Source organism: Bacteroidota bacterium, from assembly GCA_030706745.1.
In the GTDB taxonomy this organism is placed as follows: domain Bacteria; phylum Bacteroidota; class Ignavibacteria; order Palsa-1295; family Palsa-1295; genus PALSA-1295.
The window spans coordinates 208,565-225,782 of record JAUZNX010000005.1 but is presented as its reverse complement, the minus strand read 5'-3'; the positions used below and the strand labels follow the sequence as shown (position 1 = coordinate 225,782).

General features: G+C 54.4%; 14 protein-coding genes. 6 read left to right on the top strand and 8 right to left on the bottom strand.

Annotation, left to right across the window (positions count from 1 at the left end; all coding sequences use genetic code 11):
• The 5 genes from Q8902_08380 to Q8902_08360 form a co-directional block, all read right to left on the bottom strand.
• The coding region (locus Q8902_08380) for a hypothetical protein (protein MDP4199572.1) at positions 1-3,148 on the bottom strand (3,148 nt) is incomplete at its 3' end.
• 735 nt (positions 3,149-3,883) lie between these two features.
• Positions 3,884-4,222 (bottom strand): DNA-directed RNA polymerase subunit omega, encoded by a 339-nt coding sequence (locus Q8902_08375; GenBank protein ID MDP4199571.1) that lies wholly within the window; start codon positions 4,220-4,222, stop codon positions 3,884-3,886.
• A 76-nt stretch (positions 4,223-4,298) separates the two neighbouring features.
• Positions 4,299-4,874 carry a guanylate kinase gene (gene gmk, locus Q8902_08370; GenBank protein ID MDP4199570.1) on the bottom strand — a complete coding sequence of 192 codons (576 nt, stop codon included), beginning with the start codon at positions 4,872-4,874 and terminating at the stop codon, positions 4,299-4,301.
• Positions 4,875-5,005: 131 nt separating this feature from the next.
• On the bottom strand, positions 5,006-6,523 hold the full coding sequence (gene dnaB, locus Q8902_08365) for a replicative DNA helicase (GenBank protein MDP4199569.1): 1,518 nt from the start codon (positions 6,521-6,523) through the stop codon (positions 5,006-5,008).
• A gap of 263 nt (positions 6,524-6,786) precedes the next feature.
• Positions 6,787-7,038, bottom strand: coding sequence for a hypothetical protein (locus Q8902_08360; protein ID MDP4199568.1), 252 nt, complete (start codon positions 7,036-7,038; stop codon positions 6,787-6,789).
• Between the two features lie 204 nt (positions 7,039-7,242).
• Between Q8902_08360 and Q8902_08355 the strand changes: the two genes are divergently transcribed.
• From Q8902_08355 to Q8902_08340, 4 genes are all read left to right on the top strand, one after another.
• Positions 7,243-7,707: a Rieske (2Fe-2S) protein gene (locus Q8902_08355; protein MDP4199567.1), complete on the top strand. Its 465-nt coding sequence runs from the start codon at positions 7,243-7,245 to the stop codon at positions 7,705-7,707.
• Positions 7,708-7,711: 4 nt separating this feature from the next.
• Positions 7,712-8,980: a hypothetical protein gene (locus Q8902_08350; protein MDP4199566.1), complete on the top strand. Its 1,269-nt coding sequence runs from the start codon at positions 7,712-7,714 to the stop codon at positions 8,978-8,980.
• On the top strand, positions 8,926-10,176 hold the full coding sequence (locus tag Q8902_08345) for a hypothetical protein (protein MDP4199565.1): 1,251 nt from the start codon (positions 8,926-8,928) through the stop codon (positions 10,174-10,176). Before Q8902_08350 ends, Q8902_08345 begins: the two co-directional genes overlap by 55 nt.
• A 114-nt stretch (positions 10,177-10,290) precedes the next feature.
• The gene (locus tag Q8902_08340; GenBank protein MDP4199564.1) at positions 10,291-12,045 is read left to right on the top strand and encodes a TIR domain-containing protein; all 1,755 of its coding nucleotides are present in this window, start codon (positions 10,291-10,293) and stop codon (positions 12,043-12,045) included.
• Positions 12,046-12,123: 78 nt separating this feature from the next.
• Here the strand turns inward: Q8902_08340 and Q8902_08335 are convergent, their stop codons facing one another.
• The gene (locus tag Q8902_08335) at positions 12,124-12,606 is read right to left on the bottom strand and encodes a hypothetical protein (GenBank protein ID MDP4199563.1); all 483 of its coding nucleotides are present in this window, start codon (positions 12,604-12,606) and stop codon (positions 12,124-12,126) included.
• 296 nt (positions 12,607-12,902) lie between these two features.
• Between Q8902_08335 and atpD the strand changes: the two genes are divergently transcribed.
• Both atpD and Q8902_08325 read left to right on the top strand, forming a co-directional pair.
• Entirely contained in the window at positions 12,903-14,309 is a 1,407-nt protein-coding gene (gene atpD, locus Q8902_08330; protein ID MDP4199562.1) for a F0F1 ATP synthase subunit beta, read from the top strand.
• A 141-nt stretch (positions 14,310-14,450) separates the two neighbouring features.
• Positions 14,451-15,980, top strand: coding sequence for a tetratricopeptide repeat protein (locus Q8902_08325; protein ID MDP4199561.1), 1,530 nt, complete (start codon positions 14,451-14,453; stop codon positions 15,978-15,980).
• Here the strand turns inward: Q8902_08325 and Q8902_08320 are convergent.
• Both Q8902_08320 and Q8902_08315 read right to left on the bottom strand, forming a co-directional pair.
• Positions 15,977-16,558, bottom strand: a complete 582-nt coding sequence (locus Q8902_08320) for a TMEM175 family protein (protein ID MDP4199560.1) — start codon at positions 16,556-16,558, stop codon at positions 15,977-15,979. The two genes, Q8902_08325 and Q8902_08320, sit on opposite strands and share 4 nt — an antisense overlap.
• 57 nt (positions 16,559-16,615) lie before the next feature.
• The gene (locus Q8902_08315) at positions 16,616-17,044 is read right to left on the bottom strand and encodes a hypothetical protein (GenBank protein ID MDP4199559.1); all 429 of its coding nucleotides are present in this window, start codon (positions 17,042-17,044) and stop codon (positions 16,616-16,618) included.
• Positions 17,045-17,218 lie beyond the last annotated feature (174 nt).

Here is a 17,218-nt window from a genome sequence, read left to right as displayed (position 1 = left end):
CGTTCGCAATCGCGAGTACATTCTTCCATGTCGGAGCGCCGCCGCTGGCGGTCGTCTGGAGGAACGCACCGGCTCCGGCACTCGCGCCGCTATTGAGCACGGCGCTTGTTCCGTTGCCATAGAGTACCGCGTTGCTGGTCAATGTCGCATCGCCCGTGCCGCCATTGGCGACAGCAAGGACGCCAGTGACATCGCCACCCGCGCCGTTCGAGGCGAGATTAACCGGGCCACTGGTAAGATTTGTGCTGGCACCGGTCGAGTGCACGACACCGGAGGCAAGCTGCGTGTTGATCGCACCGCTAAACGTCGCGGTGTTGGTGACCGTCAATGCGTTGAGGGTGGTCAGGCCGGTCGTACCGTTCAGAGTGGCGACGGTCGTTCCGCCCGCATTACCTGTAAAGGTCAGCGTGTGCGTATCGAGATTGACATCGCGGTTGCTCTGGAAAGGATTCTCGGTAGTCGTTGTGCCGCCGAGCCGGTAGGCATTGGTGCCTCCAACGTTTGTGAAGACGACGCCTTCATTGGCTGTCCCGGACAGGGTCGTTACATGCGCGTGATTCGACGCGTCGAGTGTAACGGTCTGTGTCGGAATAGGATCGTTGGTCAATCCGACAATATTGAGATTGGCGCTGGTAGCATTGACCGTTGTGGTCGAGCCGCCCGCCACGGCACCGAGCGTGGTCGAGCCGTTAAAGCTCTTGTCACCATTGATCGTCTGCGCACCTTCGGTCATCACGAAGTTTGCGCCGGTCGTGACTGCTGGGATCGTGTAGCTCTTCGCACCGCCCATGTTGGCGACGGTCTGGACCTGTGTGTAGTTACCGTTGGCATCGGCGATCGTCACAGTACCCGCCACATTCGGAGCCACGTGACCCGCCTGAAGCGTACCACCCTGGGCAAGAACATTACCTGCCTGTGCTACGACATTTCCGGTGCTGGTCGTGATGTCGGTGACTGCAGACAAGCCTCCGGTGGTTGCAATAAAGCCGTTGATACCGTTGGAGTAGATGTCTCCATCGCCGGTGATGTCGCCGCCGACTTCCAGTGCAGTGGTCGGGGCATTCATTCCAACGCCGAGACGATGGTTCGTCGCGTCGTAGAAGAGATTAGCATTGTCTTGGGTCAGCGTAGTCGCGCCGGCGAAGACAACGCTTCCTGGTGTGAAGCTCGTCACGCCCGTACCACCGTTGGCTTCGGGGAGTGTGTTCGTCACGTCGGCTGTCAGATCGACCGCGCCGTAGGTCGGTGCACCGGCAGCATTGCCATGCAGGACCGTCGTTGTTGTTCCGAGCGGGCCTTGCACGATCTGCGTGCCGTTCGAGACCATGACAGCGGAAGCAGTCAAAGCCGTGCTGGAATTCGTACCGCCGTTAGCGATCGGGAGCACGCCGGTGACGGCTGCGCTCTGATTGAGTGCGACTTGCGTGAATGTCGGAACACCCAGCGAGTTGACCGCGAGCACATTGTACTGCGATCCCGCTGCCGTGACACCCGCGGCGCTTGTGCCATTGCCGAAGACTACGCCATTTGTCGTCAAAGACGCATCGCCAGTGCCGCCATTGGCCACCGGGAGAACGCCTGTCACATCGCTCGTTGCGGCATTGAGGTCGACCGCGCCGTATGTCGGGTCGGCGCCGGTATTGCCATGCAACAGTGTATGCGTTGCGCCGACGGCCGTCATATTAACCGCACCGGTACCGTTACCGACGAGCAGTCCATGCGCCGTGAGTGTGCCCGCAGCGACCGTCGCGCCGTTAACATCTGGAAGATTGAACGTATTCTTATTTCCCAAGGTCCAAAGACCTGCGGGACCGAAGAAGGCCTGATTCCCGCTCGCCGCTACAGGCTTGAACAAGGTAAACTGGGCATCCTGTCCAGCGTCCGGAATAGCCACAAACTCATTCGCAGCCATATTCCCAATCTTGATCGTCACACTGTTGGCGGACGTTCCAGCAACTAATCTGATTTGTCCCTGATGTCCGGCTCCGTCTCCAGCAACGAATGCAGGCGCAGTGGTAGCAACGTTATTCGTAGGATTACCGATTGAGGTTACCTGGCCTGTCCCGGTCGCACTGATATTGCCTGTGCCGGTTGTCGTGATGTTGCCTGTCGTCGAAACGTTCGTGCCATTGCTGGTCACATTCGCGGCCTCAATGATTGCGCCTCCACTGGAGACCATTATCTTGCCGTTTGCCAGAGCAGCACCAGAATTTGTACCGCCATTTGCCACCGGCAGAATCCCACTTACCTCAGAGGTGAGGCTGGTCGCGCCAGTCGTGAGCACGCCTGCTGCACCCGTACGAACTGGTGCATTGGCGGTAAGCCCACTCAGAGTCAGTCCGGTAAACGTCGGGCTGTCTGCTGTGCCGAGGCCAATATCCGAACGGGCACCGGCTGTATTAGCGAGCGTCATTACACCGGTCGGTCCAACGCCGTTGAAGACGATCGTTGCGTCTCCGCCTAATGTAACGTCGGTCGCGACATTGGTGGCATTACCAACGAAAATATGGTTCGTCGTCAGAGCACCAGAAGTCGGCACAACACCGGCGGCGGTCAAACGACCCTTGGCATCGACAGTGAATGTCGGATAATGAGTTGCATCGCCGTATGGGCCTGCCGTTACGGTCGTATTCGCGAGCGTCAGCGCACCGGTATTGTCGATTGTAGCATCCCCGGACATTGCGACGTCCGTGGCGATGTTACTGGCATTGCCAACAAAGATGTGGGCGTCCGTCAGCGCATTGTCCAGCAATCCGAGCTGTGATGATGTCGCGTAATCCCATGCGCCACCGGAGCCGCCGCTGTTATTGAAGCCCGTCTGATTCGGATACAACCAGTATGGGTAAAGATGTGCCGTCGGATAGACTGGCGCCGTTGGCGTCAGAGGTCCGGAGAAAATAAACCCACCTTGCGCGCCAGCCGCAGGAGGGATTGGTGCCGTCCAGGTATAGCTGGGGAATCCATTCGCCTGCCAGTTAAGCCAGGCTTGACTTCCAAATTGAGGTGTTTGAACGGTGATCGTGTGCCCCAGATAATCGTCGAGCACAAGGGCGCCGGCTCCGATGGAGCGGGTTTGAGCGAAAGCGCTCGTGGTGAGTCCGAGTCCGACGAAAGCGCCGGTTGCGAGCAATGCTAAAAATCGTTTCATACGAGTTGCTGTCTATGAGTTCAAGGTCTCGTTAGAGTACCGGATGATTTAAACTTGTTTATGCGAAGGAAGTTGATGCAACAGTGCTCGATGCGGGTATGCACACGAACCGCCGAGATGGATCCTGGCTATGCCGGAATGAGAAATCAACGGGTATCCGAATCATCGAGAAAAGATGCTGCTGCGGTGACCAGAGCGTTGAAACGGCCATGAATGGTCGATCATATAAGGGCCTCAGAGCCGAGCACAGCGAAGTTGCAGTCAAATCCTTTTGTGTTGAAGAAGGCTTATTAACGAACCAGCAAAACGGACGATCGCTCGTCCCGCCCGAATCAGATTACCGTTACGATCGGCATCCTGAATGCATGCCAGGTGTGTGGGCACCGAGCACAAAACCGGACTTCCGGAACCCCATCTCGGAATTCCGTCCCTCAAATATAACATATTCTTCGAGGGCTACGCAAGGAATCACAGAAAATTTATCTTTTGGTATTATGGGACGCTCCAACACGCGGATCATTCATTGAATGGGAAGTTCTGAGTCGGGGACGTATGAAGCCTTTGATAATAAAGGACTTTCTGAACTATTCGCCTAAGAAAAGCATCTTCGTTATCGCGAATTATGCGAAATTCATGTGGTTTTCCATTCCATGCGATTTTTTTGTCCCAGAGACACAAATGCCACTCCCCTTTGATGGGAGTGGCGAAAGAGGTAAATATTACCGGGGACCGATTTTACTCCTGATCCCGGAATCGGAAATCGAGTTTGTCGTTCTGAAACTCCTCAAGCGCTTCCAAAGTGGGCTTGCCCAGTTTATCAATTTCGAGTGAGATTTTGAGTTGATCGAAGTTCGGGGCCTCGAACTCCTCGTCCTCATCGAGTTCGACCGGCACAAGTGTCGAGATGCGCGCCTGATATTCGGTCTTGATCTCATCGTTGATCTGGCGTGCGCGCCGCGCCGTGACTGCAATCGCCTGGTAGAGCGACTTGCCCTTGATTGCCATTTCCCGCAAATCCACCGGCGTAATGCTTACGTGCTGCTTGTCGATCTGTTTTTCTTGCTTGATAGCCATTGGATAGTCTTTTCGTGTTCGACCGAGTTCTTAAGGCGGGCATCAAACGCTGAAAGTGCCGGTCGGGTTTCTCGGGCTAGGGATTTGGCTCGAAGATGATCTTTTCGACATCCGCGATAGCCTCTTCCAAGTTATCATTGACCACAATGTGGTCATAATCCAAGGCCCAATCCATCTCCATATTCGCGCGTTCGAGCCGGTGCCGGATGGTTTCCTCCGGCTCGGTTTTGCGCTCTCGCAGCCGGTGTTCCAGGATATGCATGTCTGGCGGCGCAATAAAAATCAGCATGCTGTCATCCGGGAATTTGTCGCGAATCGAAAGTCCGCCTTTCACATCAATATCAAAAACGAGCCGCTTGCCCATCTGCCGAGCGCGATCGATCTCCGCGACCGGGGTGCCATAGTAATTGCCAAAAATCTCTTCATGCTCGATGAGGGAGCCCGTGCGGATCAAATCTTCGAACTTCTCCCGAGTGACATAATAGTAGTCAATGCCGTCGCGCTCTCCTTCGCGCATTGCGCGTGTCGTCGCTGAGACACTAAAGATTAAATCCTGCGGATGTCGCGCGAGGATCGCGTGGGCGATCGTAGTCTTTCCTGCGCCGGATGGAGCTGAGAGAACGATGAGGGACGGCGCCTTTTTCTGAACCATGATGATATGAGATTAAGAAGATGCTTGAGATTGAACTCCGGTGGGATAACAACAAACTGATTGATCTCAAAAATCTCACAAAATCGGGGTATCACGGGCTTATTGTTCGCGGGCAAGGCGGATCGGTAGGATCAGAATGCCGCCTCGCCGCCAATCGAGGATTCCGGCAGCGCTTCAAACGAAGGCCAGTTCGTGTAGTTCTCGAATCGACCGTAGTGCTTTTGGAACGTCGCGGCCACTTCGCCGATCGGGCCATTACGCTGCTTACCGACGATGATTTCCGCGATACCTTGCGAGTCGACGGCTTCCCCGCGAACCATGGTCTTTTCCAGGCCATAAGTCTCTGCGCGATAAATGAACATAACGATATCTGCGTCCTGCTCGATGGCGCCGGATTCGCGCAAGTCGCTCAGCATGGGGCGCTTGTCGTTGCGCGATTCGACGCCGCGATTAAGCTGGGAGAGTGTCATCACGGGAATATCGAGTTCCTTCGCAAGCGCCTTCATCGAACGGGAGATCATGGAGATTTCGCGCTCACGGGACTCCATGTTATGTCCCCCACTCATGAGCTGCAAATAGTCAATGATGACAAGTCCGATATTGTGCTGCGCTTTCAATCGTCGGCATTTTGCGCGGACTTCAAGCGGCGTGATGGCCGGAGTATCATCAATAAAAATTGGCGCATCGGAGAGACGGCCAATCGCCATCGACATATTTCTCCATTCGGCATCATCCATGCGGCCGGTTCGCGCGCGCTGCATATCGACCTTCGCTTCGGCACACAGCAAGCGAAGCACAAGCTGCATGGCGCCCATTTCAAGAGAGAAAATCGCGACCGGAGTTTTGAAAATTGGATTCGAGTGCATTGCGGTAGCACGAGCGAAATTCAACGCGAGCGCCGTTTTGCCCTGCGAGGGCCGTGCGGCGAGTACGATGAGATCGGACTTCTGCCAGCCGCTTGTCAGGTTATCGAGATCAGTGAGGCCCGTTGTAACGCCGGTCAGGCCATTGTGCTGACCTTTGATCCGGTCCAACATCTTCATCGTGTCGAATGCAAGCGTCTTCATTTGCTTGAAGCTGCGCTTGTGCCGTGTTTCCGAGAGCTTAAACAAAAAGCTCTCGGCTTCATCGAGCAAGTCGAACGTATCGAATTCGCCTTCGAACGCACGGAGCTTGATCTCCTCGCAAATCCGGATGAGTTCGCGCGCGACGTGCTTTTCGATGACCACCCGAGCGTGGCTTTCGATATTGACCGTCGTAACTACCTGCGTTGTGAGCTCGACGAGATACGAGGGCCCTCCAACTTCATCGAGACGGCCATCCAAACGCAACTGGTTCGTAACAGTAAGTAAGTCGATCGGCTCAGCGCGGTTATCGAGCGTGACCATGGCGCGATAGATCATGGTGTGGGCTTCGCGATAGAATGGCGAGTCGTCATATCCACGGTCCCCCATGATTTCCAGGGACTTGTTCGCCGAGGCCTTGTCGATCATCATCGCGCCGAGCAGTGATTGCTCGAATGCGACAGCCTGCGGCGGGACGAGCCCGCCCGGAGCGAGTTTTTCGAATAGCTCGCTGAACGACTTTAAATAATTTCGGCTGGTCCGGAATCCCGGACTCATTTTCTGCGGAATTGGCTCGAGGCTCACGGATTCAAATTACGAATGACGAATGACGAATGGGGTCCACCTCTGTCATCCTGAGCGAAGCAAATCGAAGCGTTAGCGGAGATTTGCGTTTTCGAAGGATCTCCTTAGGGGATTACCGCGACGAGTCACTCAATCCCGCATGACTCAGTTAAGATTCCAACACACAGGGCGTGGATACTAACTTGTTAACGATTCGCGAATAGAAAGACTCAAGAAGCCTCATGAACGCCCGTGTGTTTTTTGCAGCTTGTTTCGAGAACATTTTATTCGTCGTGTTTTGAAGCCTCGCGGAGCCGGCGCTCGATCTCGCTCAATTCACCCGGCTCCATTGTGGTCGTGCCGAGACTGTGTCCCTGCCATGCTCCGTATATTGGACCGAGGGCCGTGTGTTCGCCGGTCTTCTTCTGCTCGGCCCACGTACGGAATGACCGATAGATGATATAGATCAAAAAAAGGACGGCCACGATGAGCATCGCCCACATCATAATTAGCTCAAAAATATCGGCTGCATCCATGACTTCAACTCATTTGGGGCACACGTTGGGCAACAGCGGTCTGCCCAGTTTCGTTGAATTCGATTCATGAGCATGCTTTAGCGTGTGAAAATTGAGATCATTCGGTGTTTTGATACATAGGCAGCATGAAGATCCGCTTCTTGTTGCGCTGTTTTTCATCGGCAAGTTGTTTCTTTTCGAAGATCCTCCATATTAGGCGTATAGATGACAAGACGCGACTTCATTGTACGGTCAGGAACGGCCCTTTCAGCGGGGGCATTGGTGCTGCCTGTCCTTTTGAATAGCTGTGCACCGACGTCCATTCCGATTATCGCGACCCAGAATCCACCACCGCCTCCCGGCCCGGACGGCCGCGTGCCCGTTGATGTCTCGGACCTTTCGAGCGCCAATCCAATGAAGGTAGTACCATCGATGATGGGTTCAGATGGAATGCCGGTGCTCGTGACGTTTGTTGGGGCTGGTGATTATCGCGCATTTTCCAGTAAGTGTACCCATCAGGCCTGCCAGGTAAATTCGACACTCACGAATGGGTATATCCTTTGCGCATGTCATTTGTCCCACTTTGGGCTCGATGGTTCGGTGCTTCAAGGTCCGGCGTCGAGTTCGTTGCTGCGATACGATGGAGTTTACGATGCGCCGAACAGCCAATTGCGTATTAAGTTAGTCTAAAGCCATGACTTTCATCCCAACCACAATCAGGCCTTGGCTGCACCGTTACGGTCATGCGGCATTTTTCTTGTTCGTCGCCATTGTTGCGTTCAAAGCCGCCGGCTGCGACTATAGAATCATTGCTCCTGCTAATGGAAGCAGTGGTCCGGTCACTGGACTTCAGGTTGCTGTATCGCCGAAAACCGCGACGATCATGCCCAATAGTGTGGTTACACTCACGGCTTACGTGAGCGGCTGGAAGCACGATAGTACTGTGCAGTGGTCGATTCTCGCAGGTGGTGTGGGCGCCCTGTCATCCAACGGGAATACAACTGTATTTGCCGCACCTGCAGCGATCGCGATGAGCCCGGTCCTGGTTACCGTGCGCGCTCGCTCGACCGAAGACACTTCACAGTATGCCGACGCGGTTATTACGATCTCGAAACAGCCGATCGACACGTCGCATCATGTCATGATTTCACTCTCGCCACTGTCTGTCACATTGCAGGCTGGGCAGACCCAGCAGTTTATTGCAACAGTCACTGGTACGACCAATACCGGAGTAACCTGGCTTCTCGTCAGTGGCCCGGGGGTTCTGACCTCGACCGGACTCTACACTGCACCAGGTTCTATTTCGCAGAAGTTGACGGCGATCGTCCGAGCGACTTCGCTTGCTGACACGTCCGCGTGGGCGCAATCCTCAATTACCATTTCGTTGCCCGACACGATGCCGTGCTTCACGCGAGATATCCAGCCGATCATCAACAGCAATTGCACGATGAGCGGATGCCATAGTGGTGGTGGCGGCGAGGCCCGCGACCTGACGACCTATGCGGGTATTATGTCATACGTACGGGCAGGGAATGCCGGTTCATCACGATTGTATCGTTCGATCACAGGCAGTGGTGAGGATGCGATGCCACCGTATCCACGCACGCCGCTGACCAGTGCCCAGATCAATCTGATCGCTCGATGGATCAATGATGGTGCACTCAACTCCACGTGCCCGGCAGACACATCGAACTGTGATACGACGGCCGTTAGTTTTTCTGGTTTCGTAAACCCAATCATTCAGAACGCGTGCCTCGGATGTCACTCCGGATCCAATCCATCTGGCGGCATCTCTCTCTCAACCTATTCGGGAGTCCAAACTGTTGCGAATAACGGCCAACTCGTCGGTGGAATCACCGGCACTCCTCCTTACTTCATCATGCCGCAAACCGGCTCGCCACTCGACGCATGTACGATCGCAAAGATCCGCGCGTGGGTAAACCACGGCGCACCCAACAACTGACATTCACTCGCACCGCTGCCATCCTGGCAGCGGTGCTGCTGTTCTCACATCTTACCTCGCCACTCGCTCGCGCGATCCCGCGGTTCTCGCTGTTGACAGGCACGCGATGCTCCGTCTGCCACTTCAATCCGCAGGGCAGTGGCGTCCGAACGCAGCTCGGATGGGAGATGATGAATGAGACCGGACTCTTTAAATGGCATGGCCCTTCGGAGGATACTTCTGCTGTTGTATCGAGTCCGACGAATACGTTATTTGGCGGTACACTAATCCCGGGTTTCGATGGCCGGTTGCAGCAAGTGCGGCTTTCGCGCACCGGGGAATCGATGCTGATTCCCATGCAGACGTCCGTGTCGCTTGGCATTCAGGCGAGTCATCAACTGACCGCCTACACGAACTGGAATATTGCGAGTATCATCGAGCGGGCGCGTAATGGCTCGCTCTATCCGGGCGAGACCGATTACGATGCCGCGATTCAATACCAACCGGCTGTGACGCTGCCAAGCATTCGGGTCGGCATGATCGAGCCGAGCCTCGGCATCCGGCAAGATGACCATACACTCTTCGCGCATGATGAAGCGGCGATGAACGGCATCGCGCTCATCCCACCCTACTATAACGAACTCGGCGCCGAACTGACTTTCGAAGGCATCCGCTGGATGACCGTGAACGCTGGTCTGTACAATTCGTACAATCTTTCACTTATCGATCCCTCGATCGGAACGGTCAAGTCCAATCTCGATTTCTCGCTTCCGAGTGTTTCCGCACGCGTCATGTTCTGGCCGCAACTTCTGGATGAAGGCATCAACGGGGAAATAGGCGGGTCCATCTTATCCAATGGCTCACTACTAATGGTCAACGGATTTGCGGGATTCGGACTCGCGGATAAGTCTACTCTCTATCTCGAAGCACTCTATGCCGAGAATGCGGACAATCGGATCATTCGAAATTTCAGTGTGATCGGCAGCTACGAACTCGCGCCATGGCTTGCGGCTGAATGGCGATACGATTGGGGACAAACCGAAATGTATCCGAGTGTCTCGCTCGCATGGGCGCAAGGATTTCTGTTCGGACTCGAGTTCTTCCCGTTGCCGATGATCGAAATTCGGCCCGAGTACAGGATTCTTCACAAAAATCCATACGCGCAAAATGCCACGTACACCGGCCAGTGGACCGGGCAGGTGCATGTGTTCTATTGAGGCAGTCTTGACTATCTGAGAGAGTCTGCTCTGAATGAACTTTGGCATTCTTGAAACAGTTGATTTTGTTCATACGAGGTTAATCGTCGCCGATTTTACTGCTTTTGAACACCTGTGCCTGACATATTTATTTCCTACTCGCGAAAGGACTCGGGTCACGCGGTCGAATTAGCGGACCGGCTTCGCGCACGTGGTTTCGACGTGTGGATCGATCAGCATGGCATCGAAGTAGCCACGCAGTGGTCCAAGCAGATCGTCGAAGCAATTGAGACATGCCGAGCCTTTCTTCTTCTCTTATCACCTGCGTCGCTTGCATCGCGGAATGTCGTGCGCGAACTATCCATCGCCAGTGAATGCGAGCGTAGAATCCTTCCTGTCGAACTTGAGGCGGTCAGTCTTACCAGCGAATTCAAGTATGCCCTCGCGGGCATTCAGCGGGCCCAGATTTCGGATTTCGAAGGCATCATCCGCTCTCTTGAGCGAACTCAGCATACCAGACCGGAATCAGAACGGGACATTGCCACAACTCCTGCGGAGCGATCGGACTTGCGAAAGAGCTTGATGGTCCTGCCATTCGAGGATCTCTCCCCGATGCAGGATAACGGTTGGTTTGCCGATGGCTTGACCGGCGAATTGATTTCCGGATTGAGCAACGTGAAATCGCTCCGCGTGATCGACCGCCAAACAACAATGTCCTTCAAGCACACAAAACTAAAAACAGTATTGCTTGCTCGAGAATTGGGCGTACGATATTTTCTCGAGGGCTCCGTGAGAAAGACCGCGATGCCCGCCGAGGCAGTGCGTGCCGATGCGGTTGCCACCGATCAGATCAAGATCAGCGTCGAACTGCTGGACATCGAGACCGGCGATCACATCTGGCAGTATGCGCACCGCGGGACCATGCGGGACATATTCGATGTGCAGGAAGAAGTCGCAAAAAAAGTCGTCGAGGGTTTTGTGCTCAAATTGACGGATCAAGAACACTCAGAAATCCGAAAGCGCGGCACGAACAACTCGGAAGCATACGAGTTCTATCTGCGTGGGACCCAACACATCCGTCGTATCACGCTTGCGGGCACACACATCGCGGCGTCACTCTTTACAGAGGCGACGAGGCTCGATCCGAACTATGTTGAGGCGTACGTTGGGCACGCCGCAGCATTAATCGAGCTCTACATTCATTACGAGCGCGACGAACATCATCTCAATCAGGCGGAATCGCTGATTGACCGGGCATTCCAGATCAATCCCATGTCGTTCGCCGCGTTTGGCCCTCGCATTGTTCTCCTCCGCGAACGAGGACGAATCGAAGAAGCTATCGCGGCTGCCAGGGAGTATGTCGCGCGCGCACCGGAGAGCCAGGACAGCCACTTCCATTTGGGCACCTTACTCTTGCGGATTGGGCGCCCGGCGGAAGCCATCGAACCGCTCGAACGGGCACTCGAACTGAAGCCCGACCTTCTGCCCACTTACTGGAATGTCATTCTTGCCTGTGAGAAGGCCGGCGATCAAGAGAAGCGAAGGTTCTGGGCCGACCGAGCGCTGCCGCTGTATGCCAAGTTCCTACGACTGAATCCCGACGATGAAAACGGACGTGTCCGCTATGCGAATATGCTCATGGACGCCGGCCGGCTCGGCGATGCGCATGACTATCTTGAACGGCTTGACGACGTCCGCGATCCGCGACAAATCTTCAATGTCGGAATCCTCGCCGTCATGCTCCACGACTACACGCTGGCCATAAAATATTTCACTCGGGCAGTCGATCTCGGGTTCCGGGATTTCAGTGAGATTCAGCCAGATGAAGATGACGAGCTATTTAAAATGCCGGAATACCAGGAGTTGATGCGGAGAATAGCCGAAGCGTGAACGGTTGACAGCGTAGGCCGGGCCCGTGCGAGTATTCGCCTGAGAAGGCTTAGCTAATCCCTCGCACGCTCGCCTTAGCTAATCCTCGTCCGCCTGCGAAGGATTGACCGGCCTGGAGCTTCCGGAGGCAATTTCCGTATGATGAATCTGGCCGCCGAAATAGGCAGTGACTCCGAAGAGGCTCGTGCTGACAGTCGTAAGTGCCAGCAAAGCCACGATGAATGAGCGCGAAGGAACAATCTGGGCACGCATTCGAAATGCCATCACGGTTGCAACGATGCCAAGCAGCACCGAAACGGCCAGAGCAATTCCGGCAATTTCTTCGTGGGCATCGATCGAGCCCGCGGCAATGCCGCTAACATGTTCGATCACGCCCTCTGCGGGTTCTCCCGTCAAATAGGCTGGAATGGCCACGAGAGCGCCGGCAATGAGGGTGAATAGACCAATCCGAAGGACCGCGGGACGATCGCCGATGCCAGATGCAATGACGAGAATAAGGCCAAAAAGGGTAGTAAAAACGGGAAGATGATTCAGAATGAGATGCAGATGTGCAAAATTCATAACGGACTCCGTTTGGTGAGAATTGACGGTCCGGACGGTGAGTGATGCTTCTTACGACCCCTGAGGCCGACTGTTACGGTTCGATTTCCGGAATTTCTCAATCGTGGAGAGAGCCCTGCTCGTAGCGGAGCAACTTACAATTTTTCGAACGGGAATGCGCCTCCAAGCGTTTGCGGGCGCGACCGAACCAGAGGAGATATCGTGCAGAGGCGAACTCTATTCGCCGGACATGGGTCGGCAACAATAATCACGAGGCACTGGGCAAACATTTGCCCCAGTACACTAATAGTTAGAGCATGAATCAGGGCGAAATCGTACAAGTCATTGGGCCGGTCATCGATGTGGATTTTTCGGGTGGGAAACTCCCCGCCATTTTGAACGCGCTCAGTATCGCGCGGAAATCGGCCGATGGTCTGGATGAAGAGCTGATTTGCGAAGTGCAGCAGCACCTTGGTGAAGACCGCGTCCGTGCCGTTGCGATGGATACAACCGATGGCCTCGTCCGCGGCACGAAGGTTACGGATACCGGCGCCCCGATCTCGGTGCCTGTCGGTCCGAATTCGCTCGGTCGTTTGATCAATGTCGTCGGAAAGACGATCGATGGTGGCGAACAAATCAAGAGCGAGTTTTCGTGGTCGATCCACCGTGATCCACCTGATTTCGAGCAGCTTACGACCAGCTCTGAAATTCTCGAGACCGGCATCAAGGTTATCGATCTTCTCGAACCGTATTCAAAGGGTGGCAAGACAGGTCTGTTCGGCGGAGCTGGTGTTGGCAAGACTGTTGTGATTCTGGAGTTGATCCACAATATTGCGACCCACCACGGCGGTTACTCGGTGTTCGGCGGCGTTGGCGAACGCACCCGCGAAGGTAATGACCTTTATATCGAAATGTCCGAAGGCGGCGTGCTGGACAAAACCGTCCTCGTGTTCGGTCAGATGAATGAACCGCCCGGAGCACGCCAGCGCGTTGGACTTACCGCTTTGACATTCGCTGAGTATTTCCGCGATGTCGAAGGCAAGGACGTGCTTCTCTTTATCGACAATATTTTCCGATTTACACAAGCTGGTTCTGAAGTATCGGCGCTGCTTGGGCGTATGCCGAGCGCGGTCGGTTATCAGCCGACGCTTGCCAGTGAAATGGGCCAGTTCCAGGAGCGGATTACTTCGACCAAGAAGGGCTCGATCACATCCGTGCAGGCGATCTATGTTCCGGCTGACGATCTTACAGATCCCGCACCGGCCACAGCCTTTGCTCACTTGGATGCTACGACGGTCCTCTCGCGACAAATCTCCGAGCTTGGTATTTATCCCGCTGTCGATCCGTTGGACTCGACAAGCCGCATTCTTTCGGTCGAAGTCGTTGGCGAAGAGCATTACTCCGTTGCTCGCGGCGTGCAAAAAATCTTGCAGCAATACAAAGATCTGCAGGACATCATCAATATCCTCGGCATGGACGAACTCTCCGACGAGGATAAAGTCATCGTCAATCGTGCCCGCCGCGTCCAGAGATTCCTTTCGCAGCCAATGTTCGTGGCTGAGCAGTTTACGGGATTGCAGGGCCGTTATGTGAAGCTCGAAGATACTGTCCGTAGCTTCAAGGCGGTGCTCGCCGGCGAATACGATCACCTGCCCGAGAATGCCTTCTATATGGTCGGCACGATCGAGGAAGCAGTCGAGAAGGCGAAGACGCTGGCTTCGTAAAGCACGGAAAGCTTAGAATAGGACAAGAGCCGCTTGGGAAACAAAGCGGCTCTTCTGTTTTTGCGTATTTTTGTTCAAACTCATTCCTCCCCGGATGACACAACCTAATGAACTCCAGCCTACTTCCCGCGAGGCTAACTCATGATCCCACTTCGACTCGCCCGTGAGTTGACGTATCAACTCGCTCGTGCCAACGAGCAGGAGCGCCTGGCAAACGCACTAGCACAAATTCCGCTCTTTGTGGCACTCTATGACAGTGAAAGCAAGTTCGATTTGCTCGCGCTATGGGCTCCGCTCTCGACAAGCGGTTACGAGCCAGCGCGATACTACTCTGATGCACTCGACCTAGTTAGAGGACAACGCTCCAGCTTATTACCCGATGCTCTGAAGTACCTGCACGCCTTCTTCGAGATTCGTGGAAGCTATGATGTTGCACTACAACTTGCTGAAGAACTGCTCGCTTGGTCGGAGAACGCGCATGCTCCGAGGTATCAATATCAAGCGCATTGTGGCATCGGCGAAATCATGCGGCGGCGTGGCGATTACGACTTGGCAATGTCTCATTTTGCTGCCTCGCTCAAAATCGCTGAAGCGCTTGGCGAGCCGCATCGCGTAATGAATAGTGTCGGGAGTATCGGCCTCATCCATTGGAGTCAAAGCCGCTATCCGGAAGCAATGTCGTATTATGAAAAGCGACTTGCACTTGCGGAATCAATCGGCGACAAGCACGGCGCATCGATCGCAATTGCAAACATTGGAAGCGTGCATGGCGAGCAGGGCCATTATAGTCTGGCGTTGGAGTGCTATGGGCGCCGCCTATCGCTTGCCGAGGCGATGGGAGACATGAGAGGAATGGCAGTGACGCTCGGCAATATTGGAATGATTGAGGTCGTTGAGGGACACTATTCAAATGCCAAGGTCAACCTGCGTCGGAGTTTATCGATCGCCGACGCACTGGGCGATGCACAATCGAGCGCAGTTGCGCTCGGCAACATGGGAACCGTTCTCCATAAAGAGGGGCATTTTGAGGAGGCGTTGGATTATCATCACCGTTATCTTGCTCTCGAGGAATCGCTTGGGGCGCGGCGCGGGATTGCGGCGGGATTCGGTGAGATTGGCGCCGTTTACGAGTCTCAAGGTCGTTACGATGACGCGCTACGGAGCTATCGCTTGGCTCTCGAGGGTCATTCACAAATTAGGTCACGATACGGGATGACAATCTGGCTACTATGCATTGCAAGAGTACTGTTGGAACAAGCCATTGAAAATAGACCAGATTCCTTTCCACGCCAGTTGGAAAAAGGTAAAGAAGAGTTGCTAGCAGAGGCACGGAGTAGCGCAATGGAAGGACTCGCTAGTGCCGTAGACCTTGGAATGTCAGATGTACTATTCACTGGCCAGCTACTTCTGGCGCGTATGGATGCCACAGAGGGCAAGGTGGAATCTGTAATAGCCAAGATGGAAGGCATGCTCGGAGATACAGTTGACGAAGAGCAGCGTGCCGAGCTTCATTATAGACTCTGGAAGTTTGAGGTGGCGGGACACGAGTCGGAGGCTCTCTCTCGGTACGTTTTACTCTATTCGAGGACTCCGGAGTTCGAATTCAGACAGCGAATCGCGGAGCTGAAGGGCGAACGAATTCCACTCAGCGCAGATGAGCTGAGAGACTAACCCTCGATCAAGATCTTCTCAACTTTCTTATCGGGAATGAACCACATCGTGAGCACCACCGCGAACAACCCGCAGGATATTGCCGGATGAACGAAGGCGAGCGGAATCGAGACTACGTAGAGTACCATTGACCATGTCCCCTTAATGCTCATACGCTGAAACACCTGCGTGAACTTGTGGTCGGTTGGGTAGTCGGCAGAGATGATCTTCGCAAGCATGAGAAAAGAGAGGCCACCACAAATGAGCAGTCCGCCATACACCGCGACCGTAACGGAATCGAAGCCGTTCTCTCCCATCCATCCCGTCGTAGTCGGTATCAAGGAGAGCCAGAAGAGGAAATGCAAGTTCGCCAGCATGATTGTACTATTCACCTGCTCGACGGCATGGAGCAAGTGATGATGGTTAATCCACCAGCTTCCGACGAATAGAAAGCTCAGAAGATAGCTCCCAAGAGTGGGCACAAGCGGCTTGACCGCGCTCCAGTCCGTGCCGTGCGGAATTTTAAGTTCAAGCACCATGATGGTGACGATGATTGCGAATACTCCGTCACTAAAGGCTTCCAGGCGAGTTTTATTCATCGGTATCTATGCAAGGAATGGCGATTGTGGAGCGCTGAATGGGTCTTAGGCCCGGGTCTACTGTACGCCAGGATTATCCTTGCCAGCACTGATCTTCGTGGCGAGCCCATATCCTATGATGAACGACATAAATGGCACCCAGAGGATGGAGTAGATTTTTAAGACGGCAATCAACCAAAACGGGTTCTCTGCCCAAATATAAACCAGGGAGGATCCCAGCCAAATTCCGGTGGTGACATGTGCTCGCTTAGACTCCACTTTATCAAAATAGTCAAGTGGGCGAAGATACCTGCCCGATGCAGCGCTTGCCTTTCGAATACTATCCCTTACGATGGTGGCCATGCGCCAAGCTCCGAAGAGCAGCGTCCCGCAAACGATCGGCGTCGCGATGTAGCTTCTCAAAAATGGTACATAGAAGGCGACGAGTATCAGCCCGCAGTACGCCATCCAAAATTCAAACAGATTGTTGGAAACGAAACGACTCATAGAGTTAGCGATCTTCACCCCGCCTGACTTGCGGTTGTTCCACTTCGTGGCAGATGGGATGTGTTAGGCGGATGCGCTCGACAGCACTCATAAATGCAACCGACGAGATTCCCGAACGAAATGTTCCTCCAGCCACTGCCCAATGCCGGTGTAAAGAATTCTAATCCACCATCC